The 18427-nt window shown below is 67.4% G+C and carries 16 protein-coding genes and 1 pseudogene; 10 read left to right on the top strand and 7 right to left on the bottom strand.

Going from position 1 to position 18427, the window contains the following annotated elements:
• Positions 1–20 precede the first annotated feature (20 nt).
• Positions 21–1433 (top strand): hypothetical protein, encoded by a 1413-nt coding sequence (locus tag ACQPYM_RS29670; RefSeq protein WP_433007013.1) that lies wholly within the window; start codon positions 21–23, stop codon positions 1431–1433.
• Here ACQPYM_RS29670 and ACQPYM_RS29665 read toward each other — a convergent pair.
• The gene (locus ACQPYM_RS29665; RefSeq protein ID WP_433007010.1) at positions 1426–2610 is read right to left on the bottom strand and encodes a citrate/2-methylcitrate synthase; all 1185 of its coding nucleotides are present in this window, start codon (positions 2608–2610) and stop codon (positions 1426–1428) included. The two genes, ACQPYM_RS29670 and ACQPYM_RS29665, sit on opposite strands and share 8 nt — an antisense overlap.
• Positions 2611–2685: 75 nt before the next feature.
• Between ACQPYM_RS29665 and ACQPYM_RS29660 the strand changes: the two genes are divergently transcribed.
• Positions 2686–3843, top strand: a complete 1158-nt coding sequence (locus ACQPYM_RS29660) for a citrate/2-methylcitrate synthase (protein WP_433007007.1) — start codon at positions 2686–2688, stop codon at positions 3841–3843.
• Between the two features lie 28 nt (positions 3844–3871).
• Here the strand turns inward: ACQPYM_RS29660 and ACQPYM_RS29655 are convergent, their stop codons facing one another.
• Complete coding sequence (locus ACQPYM_RS29655; RefSeq protein WP_433007004.1) at positions 3872–4774, bottom strand: alpha/beta hydrolase; 903 nt, start codon at positions 4772–4774, stop codon at positions 3872–3874.
• A gap of 104 nt (positions 4775–4878) precedes the next feature.
• Here ACQPYM_RS29655 and ACQPYM_RS29650 point away from each other — a divergent pair, with 104 nt between their 5' ends.
• A complete protein-coding gene (locus ACQPYM_RS29650; protein ID WP_433007001.1) occupies positions 4879–5640 on the top strand; it encodes a phosphotransferase in 762 nt (253 codons plus the stop codon).
• Here ACQPYM_RS29650 and ACQPYM_RS29645 read toward each other — a convergent pair.
• On the bottom strand, positions 5609–7066 hold the full coding sequence (locus ACQPYM_RS29645; protein ID WP_433006998.1) for a flavin-containing monooxygenase: 1458 nt from the start codon (positions 7064–7066) through the stop codon (positions 5609–5611). The genes ACQPYM_RS29650 and ACQPYM_RS29645 overlap by 32 nt on opposite strands.
• Positions 7067–7200: 134 nt before the next feature.
• Here ACQPYM_RS29645 and ACQPYM_RS29640 point away from each other — a divergent pair, with 134 nt between their 5' ends.
• The 5 genes and pseudogenes from ACQPYM_RS29640 to ACQPYM_RS29620 all read left to right on the top strand — a co-directional run bounded on the left by ACQPYM_RS29640 (position 7201) and on the right by ACQPYM_RS29620 (position 10507).
• Positions 7201–7566, top strand: coding sequence for a YciI family protein (locus tag ACQPYM_RS29640; RefSeq protein WP_433006995.1), 366 nt, complete (start codon positions 7201–7203; stop codon positions 7564–7566).
• Between the two features lie 151 nt (positions 7567–7717).
• Positions 7718–8536, top strand: a pseudogene (locus ACQPYM_RS29635) (RNA polymerase sigma factor); the annotation flags it as partial.
• Between the two features lie 232 nt (positions 8537–8768).
• Positions 8769–9062 carry a hypothetical protein gene (locus ACQPYM_RS29630; RefSeq protein WP_433023521.1) on the top strand — a complete coding sequence of 98 codons (294 nt, stop codon included), beginning with the start codon at positions 8769–8771 and terminating at the stop codon, positions 9060–9062.
• Between the two features lie 67 nt (positions 9063–9129).
• Complete coding sequence (locus ACQPYM_RS29625; protein ID WP_433006992.1) at positions 9130–9522, top strand: nuclear transport factor 2 family protein; 393 nt, start codon at positions 9130–9132, stop codon at positions 9520–9522.
• Between the two features lie 67 nt (positions 9523–9589).
• The gene (locus tag ACQPYM_RS29620; RefSeq protein WP_433006989.1) at positions 9590–10507 is read left to right on the top strand and encodes a phosphotransferase family protein; all 918 of its coding nucleotides are present in this window, start codon (positions 9590–9592) and stop codon (positions 10505–10507) included.
• Here the strand turns inward: ACQPYM_RS29620 and ACQPYM_RS29615 are convergent.
• Together ACQPYM_RS29615 and glgB are read right to left on the bottom strand one after the other, a co-directional pair.
• Positions 10476–11528, bottom strand: coding sequence for an NUDIX hydrolase (locus ACQPYM_RS29615; RefSeq protein WP_433006986.1), 1053 nt, complete (start codon positions 11526–11528; stop codon positions 10476–10478). The genes ACQPYM_RS29620 and ACQPYM_RS29615 overlap by 32 nt on opposite strands.
• A 222-nt stretch (positions 11529–11750) precedes the next feature.
• On the bottom strand, positions 11751–14033 hold the full coding sequence (gene glgB / locus ACQPYM_RS29610; RefSeq protein ID WP_433006983.1) for a 1,4-alpha-glucan branching protein GlgB: 2283 nt from the start codon (positions 14031–14033) through the stop codon (positions 11751–11753).
• Between the two features lie 99 nt (positions 14034–14132).
• Between glgB and ACQPYM_RS29605 the strand changes: the two genes are divergently transcribed.
• Both ACQPYM_RS29605 and ACQPYM_RS29600 read left to right on the top strand, forming a co-directional pair.
• Complete coding sequence (locus tag ACQPYM_RS29605) at positions 14133–14363, top strand: CopG family transcriptional regulator (RefSeq protein ID WP_433006980.1); 231 nt, start codon at positions 14133–14135, stop codon at positions 14361–14363.
• Positions 14360–14773 carry a type II toxin-antitoxin system VapC family toxin gene (locus tag ACQPYM_RS29600; protein WP_433023417.1) on the top strand — a complete coding sequence of 138 codons (414 nt, stop codon included), beginning with the start codon at positions 14360–14362 and terminating at the stop codon, positions 14771–14773. Before ACQPYM_RS29605 ends, ACQPYM_RS29600 begins: the two co-directional genes overlap by 4 nt.
• Positions 14774–14784: 11 nt before the next feature.
• On the opposite strand, the gene ACQPYM_RS29595 is transcribed toward ACQPYM_RS29600, so the two are convergent.
• Together ACQPYM_RS29595 and treS are read right to left on the bottom strand one after the other, a co-directional pair.
• Positions 14785–16197, bottom strand: a complete 1413-nt coding sequence (locus tag ACQPYM_RS29595; RefSeq protein ID WP_433006977.1) for a maltokinase N-terminal cap-like domain-containing protein — start codon at positions 16195–16197, stop codon at positions 14785–14787.
• Complete coding sequence (gene treS / locus ACQPYM_RS29590; protein ID WP_433006974.1) at positions 16194–17918, bottom strand: maltose alpha-D-glucosyltransferase; 1725 nt, start codon at positions 17916–17918, stop codon at positions 16194–16196. The genes ACQPYM_RS29595 and treS overlap by 4 nt, the downstream gene beginning before the upstream one ends.
• Positions 17919–18427 lie beyond the last annotated feature (509 nt).

The raw sequence follows: 18427 nt of genomic DNA, 5'->3' as shown, positions 1-18427 counted from the left end.
TCCGCCAAAGAGGAGTACAAATGCAGAGCCCGCACCAGATCCTCGGACCGAGCCGTCGCTCCCTGTTGCTCGGCGCCGGTGCCACCGCCGCCGCCATCGCGACCGGCGCCACCGCTGCCGCTGCAGCTCCCGGAGCCGCCGCAGCTCCCGCGTCCGCCGCTGCAGCTCCCGGAGCGGCCGCGATCCCTTCCAGTACTGCGATTCCGTCGCCCGACAGCCTGCCGTTGATCGGAGGACCGGAGTTCCCGATCGGGTTGTTCTGGCCGCCGCATCCGTACGAAAGCACTCCGGCGCGGTTCACCGAGATCGCCGAAGCCGGCTTCGACTTCGTCATCTCCGGGAACTACGCCGGTGACGGCAACATCTTCCAGCACCAGCTCAGGCTCGCCCGCGACGCCGGGCTGAAGATGCTGATCTCCGACGACATCCAGATCCGCAACATGTCCCGCTGGTTCTCCATCTCCGACAATCCCGCCGACTTCCTCAGCATCACCCCGGCCGAGGCACGCGAGTTCTACACCCGCGCCCGCAACGCCTATGGCCCGTACTCATCGCTGGCCGGGTTCAACTTCTACGACGAGCCGGGTGCCGGCTGGTTCGGCACGCTGGCCAAGGCGCTGGCCGTCTCCCGTGAGCTGGCGCCGCAGTTGTTGCCGTACATCAACCTGTTCCCGTCGAACGACCCGGCGTACTACCGCGACTTCGTCGACATCGTGAAGCCCTCCCTTGTCTCGTTCGACCGTTATCCGTTGCTCTCCGAGGGGCGCGAGGACGCGAACTACTTCCACAACTGGGTGATCGTGCGCAACGCGGCGCTGCGCGGCGACGTACCGGCATGGGTCTTCATCCAGACGCTTGCCTATGACAACCACCGCGAGCCGACCGCGGCCGAGCTGCTCTGGCAGGTCAACATCAGCCTCGCCTACGGGGCCAAGGGCATCCAGTACTTCACCTACTGGACGCCGGAGGCCGCTCGCGGTGAAGGGTTCGGGCCGGCGCTGATCACCGTCGACGGCAAGCGGACGAGCCGATACGACGCGTCGAAGAAGATCAACACCACGTGGTTGCACCAGGTCGGGCGCGAGCTGAAGCCGCTGGTGTCGGAGTCGGTCGTACATGCCAACGAGAACCCGTTGCCCAACGGGACGGTGGGTTTCACGCCGACCGACCTGGTCGCTGCGATCAACGGCCAACCTGTTGTCGTCGGCACCTTCCGCAGCCGTGACGCCGCGGTCAAGGATCGCTGGCTGCTGGTCGCGAACCGCTCGCACAGTGCGGCGGCCCGGGCGACCGTGGTGGTCGATCCGACGAAGGTCTACGGCGTGGACGTCTTCCAGCCGATCTCGAAGTCGTACGGCGGGGCGCGCGGCAGCGGCGTACCGGTGAGTCTTGCGCCGGGCGCCGCCACTCTGCTCCGGCTGAAGGTCAGGTGATCGCGGGGCCGGTGTAGTTGCCGAGGGCACGGAATCTCAGCCCCGGTTCGGCATACTCCTCCAGGGCATGACCGGTCCAGCCGACGACGCGGGCGAGCGCAAAGAGCGCCTCGCCCGCGTCGGGGTGGAAGTCGTAGGCGTGCATCATCGCGGCCAGTGCGAGGTCGCTGTTCGGGAAGCTGTTCACCCTGGCGGTGAGGTCGTGGACCCGATCCATCACCGGCTCGCCCGCCAGCAGCCCGAACAGCACCTCCGCCCGGGGATCGCGCTGCTGGTAGATGCGATGGCCGAAACCGGGGAGCGACTGGCCTGATCGGAGTTCGTCGGACAGTGCTTTGACGGGATCTTTGAGGGCGCGATCCAGGAACTGGTAGGCCAGCGTGGTCGCGGCGCCGTGGTACTGCCCATCGAGGGCGCCGAGGCCCGCCGACACCACGGAGTACAGGTTGGCTCGGGCGCTGGCGGCGACGCGCGCGGCGATGGTGGAGGCCGCCAGCCCATGGTCGGCGAGCAGGATGAGCGCGGCCTCGAGGATGCGGGGCTGGGGCGGGCGTGGCGACACCTTGGGCCAGAGCCTGTCGGCGAAGCCGCCGCCGACGGTTGCGCCGCCGGTGCCGCCGTCGACGGTTGGGCCGGGCAAGGCTTCGGTCAGGGCTGCGAGTAACTGGCGGGAGGCACCGATGATCGAGGCCGGCGTCAGGTCGAACCTGAGCGGGTCGGCCGCGCCCAGCACCGCGACCGCGATCCGCAGCTTGTCGACCATCCGCGCTCCCTCCGGCGCGACAGCCACCGCGGACCGGGCCAGTTCCACGCCTTCAGGTGGCGCGGTGAAGGGCTCGGACGGTGCGAGGTCGCCGGTCCACAGGAGTTCGGCGACCGACTCGAAGGTCTGTGTGGTGACGAGCTCCCGGACCGGGTGGCCGCGGTAGTACAACTCGTCGTCCTGCAGGAGCGAGAGCTCGCTCTCGATCCGCTCGACCACGCCCGGGTGCTCGACGCTGCGGCTCGCGAGTTGCTCGACCTCGCCGGCGTCGAACAGGCTGCCGCGGCTACCCCGGGCGCGGACGCTGGTGAGCTGGCCGCGACTGACATACGCGTAGACCGTGGCCGGCTTCACGTTCAGCCGGCGGGCGACCTCGGCCGTGGTCAGGTAATTCTCGTCACCCTGCTGCGCCATCTCGCGCTCCCGACGGTGGCTATGTTGACTGGATCAATATTGACAATACTTGATTGCGGATCAACTCTGAATCCCATGACCATCACAGTCGAAGGACCGATCGATGTACCCCCTGGGCTGCGCAACGTCGTCGTGACCGAGACCCGGCTCGGCGACGTCCGCGGTGACGAGGGGTTCTACCACTACGGGCAGTACTCCGCGATCGACCTGTCCCGGTCGAAGACGGTCGAGGACGTCTGGTTCCTGCTCTACGAAGGACGCCTACCGACCGCCGCCGAACGCGAAGCCTTCAGCGCCCAACTCGCTCCGCTACGCGTGCTGCCGCCCGAAGTACAGGCTGCTCTGCCGGCGATCGCCGCTGCAGGCTCATCCTTCAACCCACTCGCAGGGCTCCGTACTGCGCTGTCCCTGCTCGCCGCCACGCGCGAGCTCCCGCCGCTGTGGGATGCAGACCCGGTACGCCGTAAGGCGGACGCGATGCTCGTCTGCGCGGTCACGCCGACGATCCTGGCGGCGCTCCACCGGCTGCGTGAGGGACGCGAGCCGCTCGAGCCGCGAGCGGACCTGTCGACTGCCGCGAACTGGCTGTACCTGGTGACCGGAGAGGAGCCGGACCAAGCCAAGGAGCGCGCGATCGAGCACTACCTGATCTCGACGATCGACCACGGCTTCAACGCGTCCACGTTCACCGCGCGAGTGATCGCCTCGACCGGCGCCGACGTGGTGTCGGCCGTCGCCGGAGCCATCGGCGCCTTCTCCGGCCCGCTGCACGGCGGCGCCCCCGACCGCGCGCTCGCCAGCCTCGACGAGATCGGTACGCCGGATCGCATCGACGCCTGGGTCCGCGCGAAGGTCTCGGCCGGCGACCGCATCATGGGTTTCGGCCACGCGGTGTACCGCACGGAGGATCCGCGGTCGATCATGTTGCGCGACATCGCACGGGAGATCGGTGGCGACCTGGTCGACTTCGCCACCACGGTCGAGCAACGCATCGTCGACGTACTGGCCGAGCTCAAACCAGGCCGCAATCTCTACGCCAACGTCGAGTTCTACGCCGGCGTGGTGATGTCCCTGTGCGGCCTGCCCAGAGCCATGTTCACCCCCACCTTCGCCACCAGCCGCGTGATCGGCTGGACCGCCAACATCCTGGAGCAGTCCACGGATCCCAAGATCATCCGTCCCGCTGCCCGGTACGTCGGTCCGCCGCCGCCCGCGCCGGTGCCGATCGACTAGTTGCTGAGGAGGCGGGTGAGCCGATCGACTAGGTGCCGAGGAGGCGGGTGAGCCGGTCGGCGAGGTCTGGGGGAGCGGTGTGGTTGAGGCCGGGGATGCGGATGATCTCGAAGCCGAGCCCGGTCAGCTGGTCGGCGGCCGCCTCGACGCGGGGCAGCGCGTTGTCCTCGGTGCCGATGAAGATTGTTGCTGGTGACAACGATTTCGAGGGGGTGCCCGCTGTCTCGGGGAGGGCTCTGAGTGAGGGCGCCAGGAGGATGACACCGTCGACCGGCACCGGGTCGGCGGTGAGCGCCCACTCGAGGGCGGCGCGTCCGCCGTTGGAGAATCCGGCGGCGATCATTGGCAGCCCTTGAAGCTCGTCCGGTAGGTCGGCCAGTGCCGCGGCGACATCCCGGGCGGTGACGTCGCGATCGACCCAGGTGCGGAACTTCGGCGAGATCAGCTGGGACGAGTCGATGGCGACCAGGGCATAGCCGAGCCCTAGTACCGGCGCCCAGTCCTTCGCGGCCCGCATCGCATGCTGTCCCGCGCCGTGCAGGGCGACGACCACACCGGACACTCGCCGGCTGTCCGGCAACTGCACCGTCCAGGAAGCTTCGCCGTTCGCCATGCGCTCGCGCGAGACCTTCACCAACTCCGCGAGCTCGGGACGGTCCCGCAACACCGCAAGGTCGTCGTCCTCCAGCAGAAGCGGCTCGTGCCACCAGGCGCCGGCCGCGCTGGCCCGCTGCAGGACCTTCAACGCCGATTCCGCATCACCAAGCGACCCATGCATGCACGCCTCGAAGTGAGCGATCTCGGCACTCCAGGGCGCGAGGTCGACGTCGACCTCCTCCAGCAGCCCAAGCACCTCCCGCTGCCGACCTTCGCGGTACAGCTTCAGCATGCGATTCTGCAGTTGGTCGTAGCGGACCTCAGGAGTCTCCATCGACCCATCGTGGAGCTGCCTGGGGGTCTCGTCGACCCAGTTTCGATCAGCGGAGGTTTTGCGACGGCCGTTGTGGTGGCCGCCGCCGCTGGCAGGATGTCCGCATGGATGAGCGGCTGGAAGGTGGATTCGACGGCGGCGCATCGCTGGTCGGCGGCGTAGTACGGCGTACTGCGGGAGCCTGGACGCCGGCAGTCCATGCGCTGCTGGCTCATCTGGAGGCTGCCGGATTCGCGGGTGCTCCACGGGCGTTGGGAGTGGACGCCGACGGGCGGGAGATGGTCACCTTCCTGGCGGGAGACACAGTAGGGAACGAGCGGCCGTGGCCGGCGTGGACGCACAGCTCGCCGGCTCTGGTGGACGTGGCGCGCTGGCTTCGGAGCTACCACACGGCCGTTGCCGACTTCGTTCCGCCGGAAGGTGCGTGCTGGCGCGAGGGCGAGACCTGGCAGCCGGGCATGATCGTCGCGCACAACGACGCCGCGCCGTACAACGCCGTGTGGAACGAGACCGGCCTGGTCGGTTTCGTCGACTGGGACATGGCCGGCCCGGTCCGCCCGGAGCTGGATGTCGCCTGGGTCGCCTTCTCCTGGACTCCGCTGCATGCCGCTCATGTGGTGGCGGCTGAGGGCTTCACTGACCTTGAGTCGCGGCTGCTCCGGCTTGAGCTCTTCCTGGGCGAGTACGGCTGGCAGGGCACCACCGGCGACATCCTCGACCTCATCGGTGAACGCCTGACCTTGCAGCTGACCCTGATGACAGAGGCCGCCGCTAGCGACCCCACCTACCAGCGGATGCTGGCTGCCGGTCGGGACCAAGACCTGCGAGTGGCTCTCAGCCAGCTAGACGCGCTTCGGCGGGTCTGAACTGCATGGTGCCGTCGGCAACCCGGCCGTAGCGAAGGGCCAGGATGTCTCGGGGGTAGTTCTGGCGGAGTCGCCAGGGGCCGTTCGAGCCCTGCCGGGGGAGGAGGCCTGCCGCGCGGCGGATGTAGCCGGAGGACAGGTCGACCACAGGACGCGGCGGAGCGTCGTACTCGGCTGGATCGATCTCCGGTACGCAGATGGCGGTGCCGGTCGCGTCCAGGTGGTTGAGGAGCCGGCAGACGTACTGCGAGGTCAGGTCGGAGCGGAGGGTCCAGGAGTTGTTGGTGTAGCCGATGCACCAGGCGAGGTTGGGGACGCCGCTCAGCATCATGCCTTTGTAGACAAAGGTCTCGTGCGGGTGCACGCGGCGGCCGTCGACGGTCAGGTCGATCTGGCCGAGGGCGACCATCTGCAGTCCGGTGGCAGTCACCACGAGGTCCGCGGGCAACTCCTCACCGGAGCGCAGCCGGATGCCGTCGCTGGTGAAGGTGTCGACCTCACCTGTCACTACTGAGGCACTGCCGTCCCGCAACGCCTGGAAGAGGTCTGCGTCGGGCACCAGACACAGTCGCTGGTCCCACGGCTTGTACTGCGGCGTGAAATGGGGGTCGATGGGGACCTCGTCTGGGAGCAGCTTGGCAACCCGGCTGTTGAGTAGCCAGGCCGCGTGCGCCGGCCAGCGACGGAAGGCGGCGTACACGGCACTGCTGAATGCCACGTTCTTGCTGCGGATCACGTGGTGAGCCAGTCTCTCCGGCAGTACTGCCCGGAGCTTGTCAGAGAACGCGTCGGAGGCGGGGCGGGAGGCGACGTAGCTGGGGGAGCGCTGCAGCATGGTGACGTGGTCAGCGGCGGGTGCCATCGCCGGTACCAGCGTGACGGCGGTTGCGCCGCTGCCGATCACCACTACGCGTTTGCCGGTGTAGTCGAGGTCCTCAGGCCAGTGCTGCGGGTGCACGACCTGCCCTTGGAAGTCCGTGAGGCCGGGGAAGTCGACGACGTACCCGCTGTCGTAGTTGTAGTAGCCGCTGCAGACGTAGAGGAACGAGCAGGTGTACGAGTCGCCGCTGGTTTCCACTGTCCACACAGCGTCCTCGGACGACCACGATGCCTTGAGCACGCGCTGCCCGAAGCGGATGTGCTTGTCGATCCCGTACGTCGCTGCCGTCTCGTGGAGGTACTCCAGGATCGACGGGCCGTCCGCGATCGCCTTCGCCGCCTTCCACGGGTGGAAGGGGAAGCCGAGCGTGAACATGTCGCTGTCCGAGCGGACGCCGGGGTAGCGGAACAGGTCCCAGGTGCCGCCGAGGTCGTCACGGGCCTCGAGGATCGCGTACGAGTGGCTCGGCGCCTGCGTCTGGAGGCGGTAGGCGGCGCCGATTCCGGACAGGCCGGCGCCGACGATCAGTACGTCCAGGTGCACCACGGGTTCCTCCTGGGGTCCTGTTGAGTACATGGTCAACGGTAGGCGAAGAAATCATCCTGGGTGTGTTGTCGATTCCGCCGGGAGTCGTTCGTCAGCAAGATGTCCAAGGAAACCCCGAGACGAGGGAGCCAGTCATGGCGCAGTACATGTTCCTGCTGTTCGACAGCGAAGAGTTCTACGACAACGTCACGCCCGAGGTCTGGCAGGAGCAGATGAAGCTGCACGGCGCCTTCGCCGAAGCAGTCGAGGCAGCCGGCGCCCAGATCCTCGGCGGCGCCGCCCTGGAGCGCTCAACCACAGCAAGCACGGTCAAACAGGGCACCGGCGACCCCATCGTCACCGACGGCCCCTTCATCGAAACCAAGGAAGCCCTGGGCGGCTACTACCTCCTCGACTGCAAAGACCTGGACCAGGCCCTAGCCCTGGCCAAACTCTGCCCCTCCAACAACATCGAAGTCCGCCCCGTCATGGACACCTCCGCCGACTTCCCCCCGTCCTGACCCGCTATCGATCCTGCGGGTGCGCCCCCGACAGCGGCGCACCCGCGCCCCCGCCCGCCTTCGGCCCCCACTCGCCGCTGCGGCTCACCCCTCCTTACCTTCGGTGTTCTCCCGCCGGCACCTTCAGCCTGTGGGTGGTCAAGGGTGGTGAGTGGGAAGGTGGTGGGGCGTGTGGAAAGAGGGAAGGAGGTGGTGGGGTGTGACGGTTTCCGCAACTGAGGTTGCGAGGGCGGTGGAGGATACGCATCGGGCGTGTTGGTCTACGGTGCTGGCTTCTACTGTGCGGTTGACGCGGGATCTGGATTTGGCGGAGGACTGTACGCAGGACGCGTTCGTGCAGGCGTTGCGGACGTGGTCTGACGGGGTGCCGGCCAATCCCGCGGGGTGGTTGACGACGGTTGCTCGGCGGTTGGCGCTTGATCGGTTGCGGCGGGAGACGACGTTGCGGCGGAAGTTGCCGTTGCTGATCGAGGAGCCCGTGTCGCCGGGCGATCGGGAGCAGCCGACTGATCCGTTGCGGCTGGTGTTCACCTGCTGTCACCCGGCGCTGGCCAGGGAATCGCAGATCGCGCTCACCTTGCGGCTCATCTGCGGGCTGACCACGCGTGAGGTCGCGGCCGGGTTGCTGATCAGCGAGGCGACGGCGGCTGCCCGCATTACCCGCGCGAAGAAGAAGATCGCAGCCGCCAGCATCCCGTACCGGATCCCGGCCGACCACGAGCTCGCCGAGCGGCTGGACGTCGTACTGACGGTGGTGCAGCTCGTCTACACGGCCGGCCACGTGGCGGCCGGCCCGGAGCTGACCCGCACCGACCTGACCGGCCGGGCGTTGGAGTTGGCGCACCTCCTGGTCCGGTTGATGCCGGCGGAGCCCGAGCCAGAGGCGCTGCTCGCCCTCCTACAGATGACACAAGCCCGCGGCGACGCCAGGCTCAGCGAGGACGGCGAACTGGTCCTCCTCGCAGACCAGGACCGAAGCCGCTGGAACGTGAAGCTCCTAGCCGAAGGCGTCTCCCGCGCAACCGCCGCCCTCCAACGCTCAACCGCCCTCGCCGCTGGCCCCGTCGACCATGTCCGCCAGGGTGCTGTTCCGGGATCGGCGAAGACGGCAGGTAGTGGTCGGTTTGTGCTCCAGGCGGCTATTGCGGGGCTGCACGTTACCGCGGTCTTGGGAGAGGACCGACTGGTGGCAAGTGGTGCGGATGTACGACGCAATGTTGCTCAGCTGGCCGTCGCCGATTGTCGCTCTCAATCGCGCGGCCGCTCACAGCTTCGTTCCCGGCGCCGACCTGGCTGCGGTTCTCGACGAACTAGATGCCCTCAGCAAAGAACCGGCGCTCAAGAGCTACGCCTACCTGCCCGCCACCCGAGCCGATGTCCTTACCCGCCTCAACCGCGCCGAAGAAGCAATCGAGGCGTACGACGAAGCGATCACCCTCACCGCCAACGACACCGAACGCCGCTTCCTCCACCGCCGCCGAGCCGCCCTCCTCTGACTAGCCTCCACCTCCTCGATCACACGGCGAAGTACGGCCAGCAGTTAAAGTCACCATCAGTTCGGCCATGATGGAGATGGTGACGGTCGAGGAGCAGGTGGTTGCGGCGGCGGAGGGGCGGGCGGCTGCGTTGGCTGCCAATGATGCGGACACCTTGCTGGGGTGGTTGCATCCGGCATTCCGGTGGACCTCGCATACCGGAGCAAGCTTCGATCGGGATTCGTATGTGGCGTCCAACACCAGTGGATCACTGCGATGGAACGCGCAGCGCCTGACAGACATCGAGGTAGTGGTCGCCGGGGACACCGCCGTACTTCGCTGCGTGGTGACCGATGAGGTGGACGGCGGTCATGGCGCGGAGGAGTTCCGGATGCCGATGACACAGACCTGGGTCCGTGAGAACGAGCGGTGGCTGTGCCTGGCCGGACATGCGGGTCCGCGGTTGACGACTTCTGGGTGACCGTACGCCGATGCGCCGGCCGGAATTCGGGAGCGAGCGAATGCGCAGCCATGTTTGACTGACCCGCATGAGCTTGCCTTCGGCCCCAGTCATCGCGTACTTCGAACAACACGCCACCGGGCCAGTGACTCCGTTGGGGCAAGGCATGGAAGGGGCCGTCTACGACCTCGGCGGCGGACTCGTCGGGAAGGCGTGGTTCGACCGTACGGCGGCCGATGTGCTGCCACTCCAGGCATTCCTCACTGAGCTGAACCAGCAAGACCTGCCGTTCCGTACTCCGGACATCATCGTCGTCGACAGCGTCGACGGCCAAGCGGTCAGCATCGAACGACGACTGACCGGTACGCCGCTCAGCGACGTACTCGAGAGTGGTGCGATGACCCAGCAGGAGGGCCTGGACCTCTTCGTCGAGGTGGTTACCGCGTTGGCCACCACGACGGCCGGCCCGGCCAGCAAGGCCCTCCCGCTACTCGGGCAGACGGCATTGGAAGGCGAGTGGGGCGAAGGTCTCGCGGAGCTGGTCCGCCGGCGCGCCAGTACGTCGTACCAGTATCTGTCGGCCGACGTCGACGACTTCGACGACCTGCTGGAGCGGATCCTCGCCAAACTCGACGCGCTCAGCCTGGACAAGCCACAGATAGTCCACGGCGACATCTGCACGCCGAACCTCCTGGTCACCGACGGCAGCGGCGAGACACCCCGCGCAGCGTTGCTGGACTGGGGCTTCTTCACCACCGCAGGCGACAACACCTTCGACGCCGCGACCGCGGCCGGCTTCTACGACATGTACAGCCCAGCCGCACGCGACTTCGACGACCAGCTCCTGGACCGCTTCGAACAGCTAGGTCACTCGCGCGACCGCATGTACCTCTACCGCGCCGCCTACGCCATCGCCACAGCCACCATCTACAGCGCGGCTGCTGACGGCCACTACGTCTGGTGCGTCGGCAACCTCAGGCGGAAGGACCTTCGGGCTGCCCTGTGATCGGCTCCCCGTCGCGCAGGTTGTGCAGGACGTCAGGCGCGGCCAGCACAAGCGGCAGCCGCCGGGCGTTGAGCGGTGACACCAGCCCCGCCAGCTCGGTCGCGGAGTACCAGGAGACGCCGAGGATCTCGCGGCCGTCCGGCGTGAGGGACTCGAGCAGCGACGGGTCGTGGACGCCGCCGTCGTACAGGATCTCGATGGCGTCGCCCCAGCCCTGCCAGCGGGGGAGCCAGTCGATGGCGAGTACGCCGACCAGCGGCAGTTCGAACCCGAGCTCCTCCTGCATCTCGCGCAGCGCGCCGGTCGCCGGGTCCTCGTCGGGCTCGACCACACCACCGGGGAGTTCGAGGTCTCGCTTGTAGCTGACCTTGCAGAGCAGCACCCGGCCACCGGTGTCGCGGACCACGATGTGGGCGATCACCCGCTTCTTCGGCAGCACCGAGTCCATCAGCGCCGTCCACCCGTGCAGACTGTCGGCCCGCGGATCGTCACGCCGCAGCCCGTAAACAGCCACGTCGCGACGCTCGCCCTGCAGCACAGCCCCGCCCCGCAGCAGCCCTTCCCGCCGGAAGCCCGACCGGATCGCTACGCGGGCAGATGCCCGGTTCTCAGGATCCACCTCGACCTGCAACCGCTCCAGCCCGAGCTCACCGAAGGCGTAGACCACCAGCATCCGTACTGCGCGCTGCGCGACCCGCCGGCCGCGGTACGGCTTGTAGGTCGTCCAGGAGATGCTCCCGACACCAGAAGACGTACGGCGGACCTCCACGGTGCCGACCGGCCCGGACTCGCCCGCGAGCTCGATGACGAAGTTCACCACCGCGCGATCGTCGGCGTACTGCCGTCGCCAGTTCTCGACAGCCTCCACCAGCCCGGACCGCGGCGGGAGGCCGGGGAAGTCGAACCAGCGCATCATCTCGTCGTCGGTCAGCTCGTGCGCGGCGTCGATGTCGTCGTCCCGCCACGGCCGCAGCGTCAACTCACCATCGGTCAGGGTCGGTTGAGGAGGTACGCCAGTCACCCCGCGAACGCTACCCGCAAACCGGCCCCGGACAACCGGCGGTCACGGCCGCTCGCGGGTCTTCCAGACATCCGTCAAAAATCTTTCGCCCGGATGCTAACTTTTTCGGCCGCTTGTGCGTCTATCTCTGTGAAGGCGGGTGAGGTCGCGTCGGGGCGGACGCAACCTCGCCCGCCGACTCCACGTTCGAACCCGTTCCGAACGCGGGGTCCCAGAGGTTTCTCAGCCGTCGTACCGGAGCCAGATCGTGCCCAGCGGCGGCACCGAGATGTCCGCGCTGGTCTCCATCCCGTGCCAGCCCGGTCCGTTCGCCTCGAAGCCGCCGAAGTTGCCGACGCCCGAGCCGCCGTACAGGTGAGCGTCGGTGTTGACGACCTCCCGCCACTGCCCGGAATACGGCAGGCCGAGCCGGTAGCCGTGGTGCGGGATCGCCGAGAAGTTGGCGACACAGGCGAGCGTCGGCTGACCCTCATCGCCGTACCGGACGAAGGAGAAGACGTTGTTGCCGGCGTCGTTCGCGTCGATCCAGGAGAACCGGTCGGGCAGGTGGTCGTTGCCCCAGAGCGCCCGGGTGTCCTTGTAGTTCCCGTTCAGGTCCTTGACCAGCTGCTGCAAGCCGCGGTGGTCGCTGTGGTCCAGCAGCCACCAGTCGAGCTCGCCCTTCTCGGACCACTCCGACTCCTGGCCGAACTCGCAGCCCATGAACAGCAGCTGCTTGCCCGGGTGCGCCCACATCATCGCGAGGTAGGCGCGCAGGTTGGCGAGCTGCTGCCAGCGGTCACCCGGCATCTTGCGCAGCAGCGAGCCCTTGCCGTGCACGACCTCGTCGTGCGACAGCGGCAGGACGAAGTTCTCGGAGTACGCGTACATCATCGAGAACGTCAGCTCGTGGTGGTGGTACTGCCGGTAGATCGGCTCGTGCTCCAGGTAGCGGAGCGAGTCGTTCATCCAGCCCATGTTCCACTTGAAGCCGAAGCCGAGCCCGCCCAGATGGGTGGCGCGGGTGACGCCCGGCCAGGACGTCGACTCCTCGGCGACCGTGATCACGCCCGGCACGCGCCGGTACAGCGTCGCGTTCATCTCCTGCAGGAACGAGACCGCCTCGAGGTTCTCGCGGCCGCCGTACTGGTTCGGCACCCACTGGCCCTCTTCCCGGGAGTAGTCCAGGTAGAGCATCGAGGCGACCGCGTCGACCCGCAGGCCGTCGATGTGGAACTCCTCGGCCCAGTAGACCGCGTTCGCGACCAGGAAGTTGCGCACCTGCGGCCGGCCGAAGTCGAAGACGAGCGTGCCCCAGTCGGGCTGCTCGCCGCGGCGCGGGTCCGGGTGCTCGTACAGCGGGGTGCCGTCGAACCGGGCCAGTGCCCAGGCGTCCTTCGGGAAGTGCGCCGGCACCCAGTCGACGATCACACCGATGTTTGCCTGGTGCAACGAATCGACCAGGTACCGGAAGTCGTCCGGGTCACCGAAGCGGGACGTCGGCGCGAAGTACGAGGTGACCTGGTATCCCCAGGAACCACCGAACGGGTGCTCCATCACCGGCATCAGCTCGACGTGCGTGAAGCCCATCTCGGTGACGTAGCCGACCAGTTCGTCGGCGAGCTCGCGGTACGACTTGCCCTTGCGCCACGAGCCGAGATGCACCTCATAGACGCTCATCGGCTCGGCGTACGCCTGCGAGGCGGCGCGGTGCTCGAGCCAGTCCGCGTCCTTCCACTCGTACGCCGACTCGTGCACCACCGACGCGTTCGCCGGCGGAACCTCGGCCAGGTTGGCCATCGGGTCGGCCTTCTGCCGCCAGACGCCGTCGCGGCCACAGATGTCGAACTTGTACCGCGTCCCCGGGCCGACGCCCGGCACGAACAGTTCCCAGACACCGGACGAACCCATCGTGCGCATCGGGTGCGCGCGGCCGTCCCAGAAGTTGAAGTCGGCGGTCAGCCGGATGCCCTGCGCGTTGGGCGCCCAGACGGCGAACGACGTACCGGTGACGGTGCCGTTCGGTCCGTCGTAACGGCGGACGTGGGCACCGAGTACGGTCCACAGCTGCTCGTGCCGGCCTTCGCCGATGAGGTGCAGGTCCATCTCGCCGAGCGACGGCAGGTAGCGGTACGGGTCGTCGAGCTCGAGCGGCGGCCCGTCGGTGTAGGTCACCTCGAGCCGGTAGTCGGGCACCTTGTCGACATCGAGTACGCCGACCCAGATGCCCTCGAACTCGTGCTGCAGCTCGACACTCGAGTTGTCGAAGTGCGCGGTCACCGTGCTCGCGAACGGACGCAGGACTCGCAGCGTCACCACCCCGTCGCCGAGATGCGGCCCGAGCACCTGGTGCGGATCGTGGTACGTGCCGGCGATGATCCGCTCGAGCACTCCCCGTTCGACCGGAACCGCCAAGTCCTGCAGGGATCCCGGTACCGCGTCGTCAACTGGCACAGCCGCCCGTTCCGGTTCGCTCATCGCCTCGGAGATCGGCGTCGTCACCTGGTCGCTCTTGCTCGAGTCCATACACCCCATCCTGCCCGATCGAAAGTCGAACTACTGCACCCCGTACCCGTCTGGTCCAGGCGTACACAGCCAGCGCGACGTCGGGTATGCTGGCATACCATGAAGCGAACTTCGGTGAAGCTGCCCGATGAGCTCGACGCTCAGCTCCGGCACGAGGCGGCGAGGCGCGGGATCACCATTTCGGAGCTCACCCGGGAAGCCGTCGAATCGCATCTGGCGGCCCACCGCGGACGTCGGCGCAGACTTCTCGCCGCCGCAGCCGGCCGCAGTGGGCACTCGGATGTGTCGGAGCGGATCGAGGAGATTCTCGCGGCGGAGGTCGAGCGATAGCCCTCATCGTCGATGCCGGTCCGCTCTATGCCTACGTCGATGCCGACGACCGTCATCACTCCGAATGTCTCGAACTGCTGGCGACCCACCCGGGCCCACTCCTGGTCCCGACCCTGGTCATCACCGAGGTCACCTACCTGCTGGCGAGCAGGCTCGGAACCAACGCCGAGGTTCGGTTTCTCGGCGATCTTGCGCAAGGGAACCTGGTGGCAGAGCCGGTGGCGCCTCGCGACTGGTTGCGAATCGCCGAGCTGACGTCCGTCTACCGGAACCTGCCACTTGGTACTGCGGGTGCTTCTGTCATCACCGCTGCCGAACGACTGGGCGCTACCCAGGTCGCGACGCTGGACAGGCGGCATTTCAGCGTGGTTCGTCCACTACATGTCGAGGCCTTCGAACTTCTCCCTTAGCCCAGCTTCAGTCAGCCGGCGCTCAGTTGAGCGGCGGCGGCCAGGGGGATGGGTAGCCAGGTGGGGCGGTTGCGGGCTTCGTACAGGGTTTCGTAGATGACCTTGTCGGCCAGGAATGCGCTCAGGAGGACGGCCTGGTCGCGCGGGTCGGTGCCCGCGACCTCCGCGTAGCCGTCGCAGAAGGCGTTGCGGTTGCGGTTGGACCACTCGGCCGCGCGGTACGCGATCTGCTGGTCGCCCTGGTGCTCGGACAACAGCGAGCGAGCCGCGTAGTCGAACGACCGGAGCATGCCGGCGATGTCCTTGATCGGAGTGTCCAGCGCGCGTCGCTCGACCAGCGACTTGGCCGGCTCACCCTCGAAATCGATCAGCTTCCAGCCCTCGATCGTGCGCAGTACCTGGCCGAGATGGAAGTCGCCGTGGATCCGCTGCACCGGCACCGGTACGCCGGCTCCCGCGAGCGCGTCGAACGCCCGGCCCAGCCCCGGCGCGAACTCACCGAGCTCCGGCACCGCGGCAACGGCCTTGTCCAGCCGGCGTCGCATCGCCTCGGCGTGCTCGACCATCAGCGACGGCTCCCAGACATCCGTACCGAGCGCCTTCGCCAGCTCGGCGTGCACCTGCGCGGTGGCCGCGCCCAGCCGGTGCGACTCACCGGCGAAGTCGCCACCGACCTCCTCGGCGTGCAGATCCGCCTCGGCGTACAGGTCCCGGACCGAGGTGGTCGCGTACGACCAGCCGTCGGTCGCGTTCTTCTGGAACGCCGTCATCATCGCCAGCTCGCCCGAGTCGGTACCGCCGCCGGCGCGCGGCCACGAGCCACGCGCCGAACCCAGTACCTCGGGCACCAGCTCCGAGCCCGCCTCGGTGAGTGCCGACTCGATCTCGACCCCGGGATTGCTCCCGGGCTCGAGCCGGCGGAACACCTTCAGCAGCGCGGTGTCGCCGAAGACCAGCGACGTGTTGCTCTGTTCGACAGTGAGGACGAGCGACTGCGCGTCCTCCGGTACGACGGTGGCCCGCTCCGGCGCGTGCACCGGGTGGAACTCCAGCCCGTCGAGCTGCCGCCCGTGGGTGAGGGCGTCCAGCCAGTACGGCGTCGCCTCCTTGTCGTGCAGCGCGTCGTACACCCAGACCCTCGTGTCGTCGAGGTCCTGCTCCGCCCAGTCACCGATCAGGGCATGGCCGAGGTTGTCGACCGGCTCCCGGTGGTAGCTGAGCGGCAGCTGGTAAACCCGGATCGCGTTCTCCGCGCCGGGCGGGCCGGCGCAGTACACGAATCCGATCCGGACCGCGGGCCAGACGCCCTCGTCCGACAGCCACACCGAGGTGGCCATCGCGTCGACGTGGACGTCATGTCCCTTCTCACCGAACCATCGCTGGTTGGCGCAGAAGGACTGGACCTGGTCCAGATGGGAAGTCACGAAGAGCTCTCCTCACGATCAGCAGCCTTGTTGACCGGCAAACGGAACCAGTAGAAACCGTGCGCACCGAGGGTGAGCAGGTAGGGCAGCTCGCCGATGGTCGGGAAGTGCACCCCGCCGAGCAGCTCGATCGGTTCCACGCCCTGCCACTGCCGCAGATCCAGCTCGATCGGCTGCGGGAACCGTGACAGGTTGTTGACGCACAGGACCACATCGTCACCGAACTCACGGACGTACGACAGCACGCTCGGGTTGGAACCGCCTAGGTCAGTGAAAGTACCCATCCCGAAACATGGGTGCTGCTTGCGGGTCTGGATCATCCGCCGGGTCCAGTGCAGCAGCGACGAGGCGTTCTCCATCTCCGCCTCGACGTTGACCGCCTGGAACCCGTAGACCGGGTCCATGATGACCGGCAGGCTGAGCTTGCCGGGTGTGGCGGTCGAGAAGGACGCGTTGCGGTCCGGGGACCACTGCATCGGCGTCCGGACGCCGTCGCGGTCACCGAGCCAGATGTTGTCGCCCATGCCGATCTCGTCGCCGTAGTACAGGATCGGCGAACCGGGCAGCGACAGCAGCATCGCGGTGAACAGTTCCATCCGGTTCACGTCGTTGTCGAGCAACGGCGCGAGCCGGCGGCGGATGCCGATGTTGGCCTTCATCCGCGGGTCCTGGGCGTACTCGCCCCACATGTAGTCGCGCTCTTCGTCGGTCACCATCTCGAGCGTGAGCTCGTCGTGGTTGCGCAGGAAGATGCCCCACTGACAGGTGTCGGGGATCTGCGGGGTCTGGGCCAGGATCTCCGAGATCGGGAACCGCGACTCGCGCCGTACCCCCATGAAGATCCGCGGCATCACCGGGAAGTGAAAGGCCATCTGGCACTCGTCGCCACCGGACTCGCGGTCGCCGAAGTACTCGACCACGTCACCAGGCCACTGGTTGGCCTCACACAGCAGCACGCGGTCGGTGTAGTTCGCGTCCACCTCCTTGCGGACCCGGCGCAGGAACTCGTGCGTCCTGGGCAGGTTCTCGCAGTTGGTGCCCTCTTCCTCGAACAGGTACGGCACCGCGTCCAGCCGGAAACCGTCCACGCCGAGGTCGAGCCAGAACTTCAGCGCCTCGATCATCGCGTCGCCGACGGCCGGGTTCTCGAAGTTCAGGTCCGGCTGGTTGGAGTAGAACCGGTGCCAGAAGTACTGCTGGCGGACCGGGTCCCAGGTCCAGTTGGAGACCTCGGTGTCGACGAAGATGATCCGCGCGTCCGAGTACGCCGTGTCGGTGTCCGACCAGACGTAGAAGTCGCCGTACGGGCCGTCGGGGTTGTTGCGGGACTCCTGGAACCAGGGGTGCTGGTCCGAGGTGTGGTTCATCACGAAGTCGACGATGATCCGGATACCGCGCGCGTGCGCGGCCTCCATGAACGCGGCGAAGTCGGCGATCGTGCCGACCTCGGGCATCACGTTGGTGTAGTCGGAGATGTCGTAACCGCCGTCACGCAGCGGTGAGGGGTAGAACGGCGGTAACCAGAGACAGTCCACGCCGAGCCACTCGAGATAGTCGAGTTTCTCGGTCAAGCCTTGCAGGTCGCCGATGCCGTCGGCGTTCGAGTCCTTGAAGGACCGCACGAGGACTTCGTAGAAGACGGCCCGCTTGAACCACAGCGGGTCACTCTTCGTCAGTCCGTGGTGCTGCTCCGGCAGCATGTCGGTCACGCTCACCTCCATCGGGTGTCATCCCCTTGGTCCAAACCCTAGTGTCCCGCAAGGAAAGTAGCTCGGCGCTGGAGGCGCCCAGGCACGCACCTCGTGGCACTTGACGACCGCCCACGATGCTTCGCATCGAGGCCGCCCCTCAGGCACCGCGATGCACGCACCTGAACACCTCCATCGCTCGAGCTACTTCGCTTACGGGACACTAGCGCTACAACAGGGGTGCGTCGCCGGGTCGATCCGGCGACGCGCGGGTGGACACTTTTTCGGCGTGCACTGGTTTCCCTTACCCGGTGACGGGCTTCTCAAAAGGGACGGCCAGGCAGCCGGGGGTGTCCGGTGATGTGCTACGAGGCCGTGGGATGGGCGGTCCAGGCCGACGTTCTGCTCAGTGTGACGGCCCTTTGCCAGTACAAGCAAATGGGGGCCTCATCGCGCTATTCCGCCGACGAACCGTGATCTGAAACCCGTTGCTTTCCACCCCACCAGTCGTTACTTTCCCCTGCGTTTACGACGATCTCCCC

The organism is Kribbella sp. CA-294648 (assembly GCF_050943845.1).
GTDB lineage: Bacteria > Actinomycetota > Actinomycetes > Propionibacteriales > Kribbellaceae > Kribbella.
This window is presented reverse-complemented; position numbering and strand designations above follow the sequence as displayed.

Excerpts from the sequence above, each read along its gene's own strand:
- ACQPYM_RS29665 (WP_433007010.1), bottom strand. The coding sequence starts at position 2,610 with ATGGCGCAGCAGGGTGACGAGAATTACCTGACCACGGCCGAGGTCGCC.
- ACQPYM_RS29630 (WP_433023521.1), top strand. The coding sequence starts at position 8,769 with ATGTACGACGCAATGTTGCTCAGCTGGCCGTCGCCGATTGTCGCTCTC.
- ACQPYM_RS29650 (WP_433007001.1), top strand. The coding sequence starts at position 4,879 with ATGGATGAGCGGCTGGAAGGTGGATTCGACGGCGGCGCATCGCTGGTC.
- ACQPYM_RS29605 (WP_433006980.1), top strand. The coding sequence starts at position 14,133 with ATGAAGCGAACTTCGGTGAAGCTGCCCGATGAGCTCGACGCTCAGCTC.
- treS (WP_433006974.1), bottom strand. The coding sequence starts at position 17,918 with ATGGAGGTGAGCGTGACCGACATGCTGCCGGAGCAGCACCACGGACTG.
- glgB (WP_433006983.1), bottom strand. The coding sequence starts at position 14,033 with ATGGACTCGAGCAAGAGCGACCAGGTGACGACGCCGATCTCCGAGGCG.
- ACQPYM_RS29625 (WP_433006992.1), top strand. The coding sequence starts at position 9,130 with ATGATGGAGATGGTGACGGTCGAGGAGCAGGTGGTTGCGGCGGCGGAG.
- ACQPYM_RS29660 (WP_433007007.1), top strand. The coding sequence starts at position 2,686 with ATGACCATCACAGTCGAAGGACCGATCGATGTACCCCCTGGGCTGCGC.
- ACQPYM_RS29620 (WP_433006989.1), top strand. The coding sequence starts at position 9,590 with ATGAGCTTGCCTTCGGCCCCAGTCATCGCGTACTTCGAACAACACGCC.
- ACQPYM_RS29655 (WP_433007004.1), bottom strand. The coding sequence starts at position 4,774 with ATGGAGACTCCTGAGGTCCGCTACGACCAACTGCAGAATCGCATGCTG.
- ACQPYM_RS29670 (WP_433007013.1), top strand. The coding sequence starts at position 21 with ATGCAGAGCCCGCACCAGATCCTCGGACCGAGCCGTCGCTCCCTGTTG.
- ACQPYM_RS29640 (WP_433006995.1), top strand. The coding sequence starts at position 7,201 with ATGGCGCAGTACATGTTCCTGCTGTTCGACAGCGAAGAGTTCTACGAC.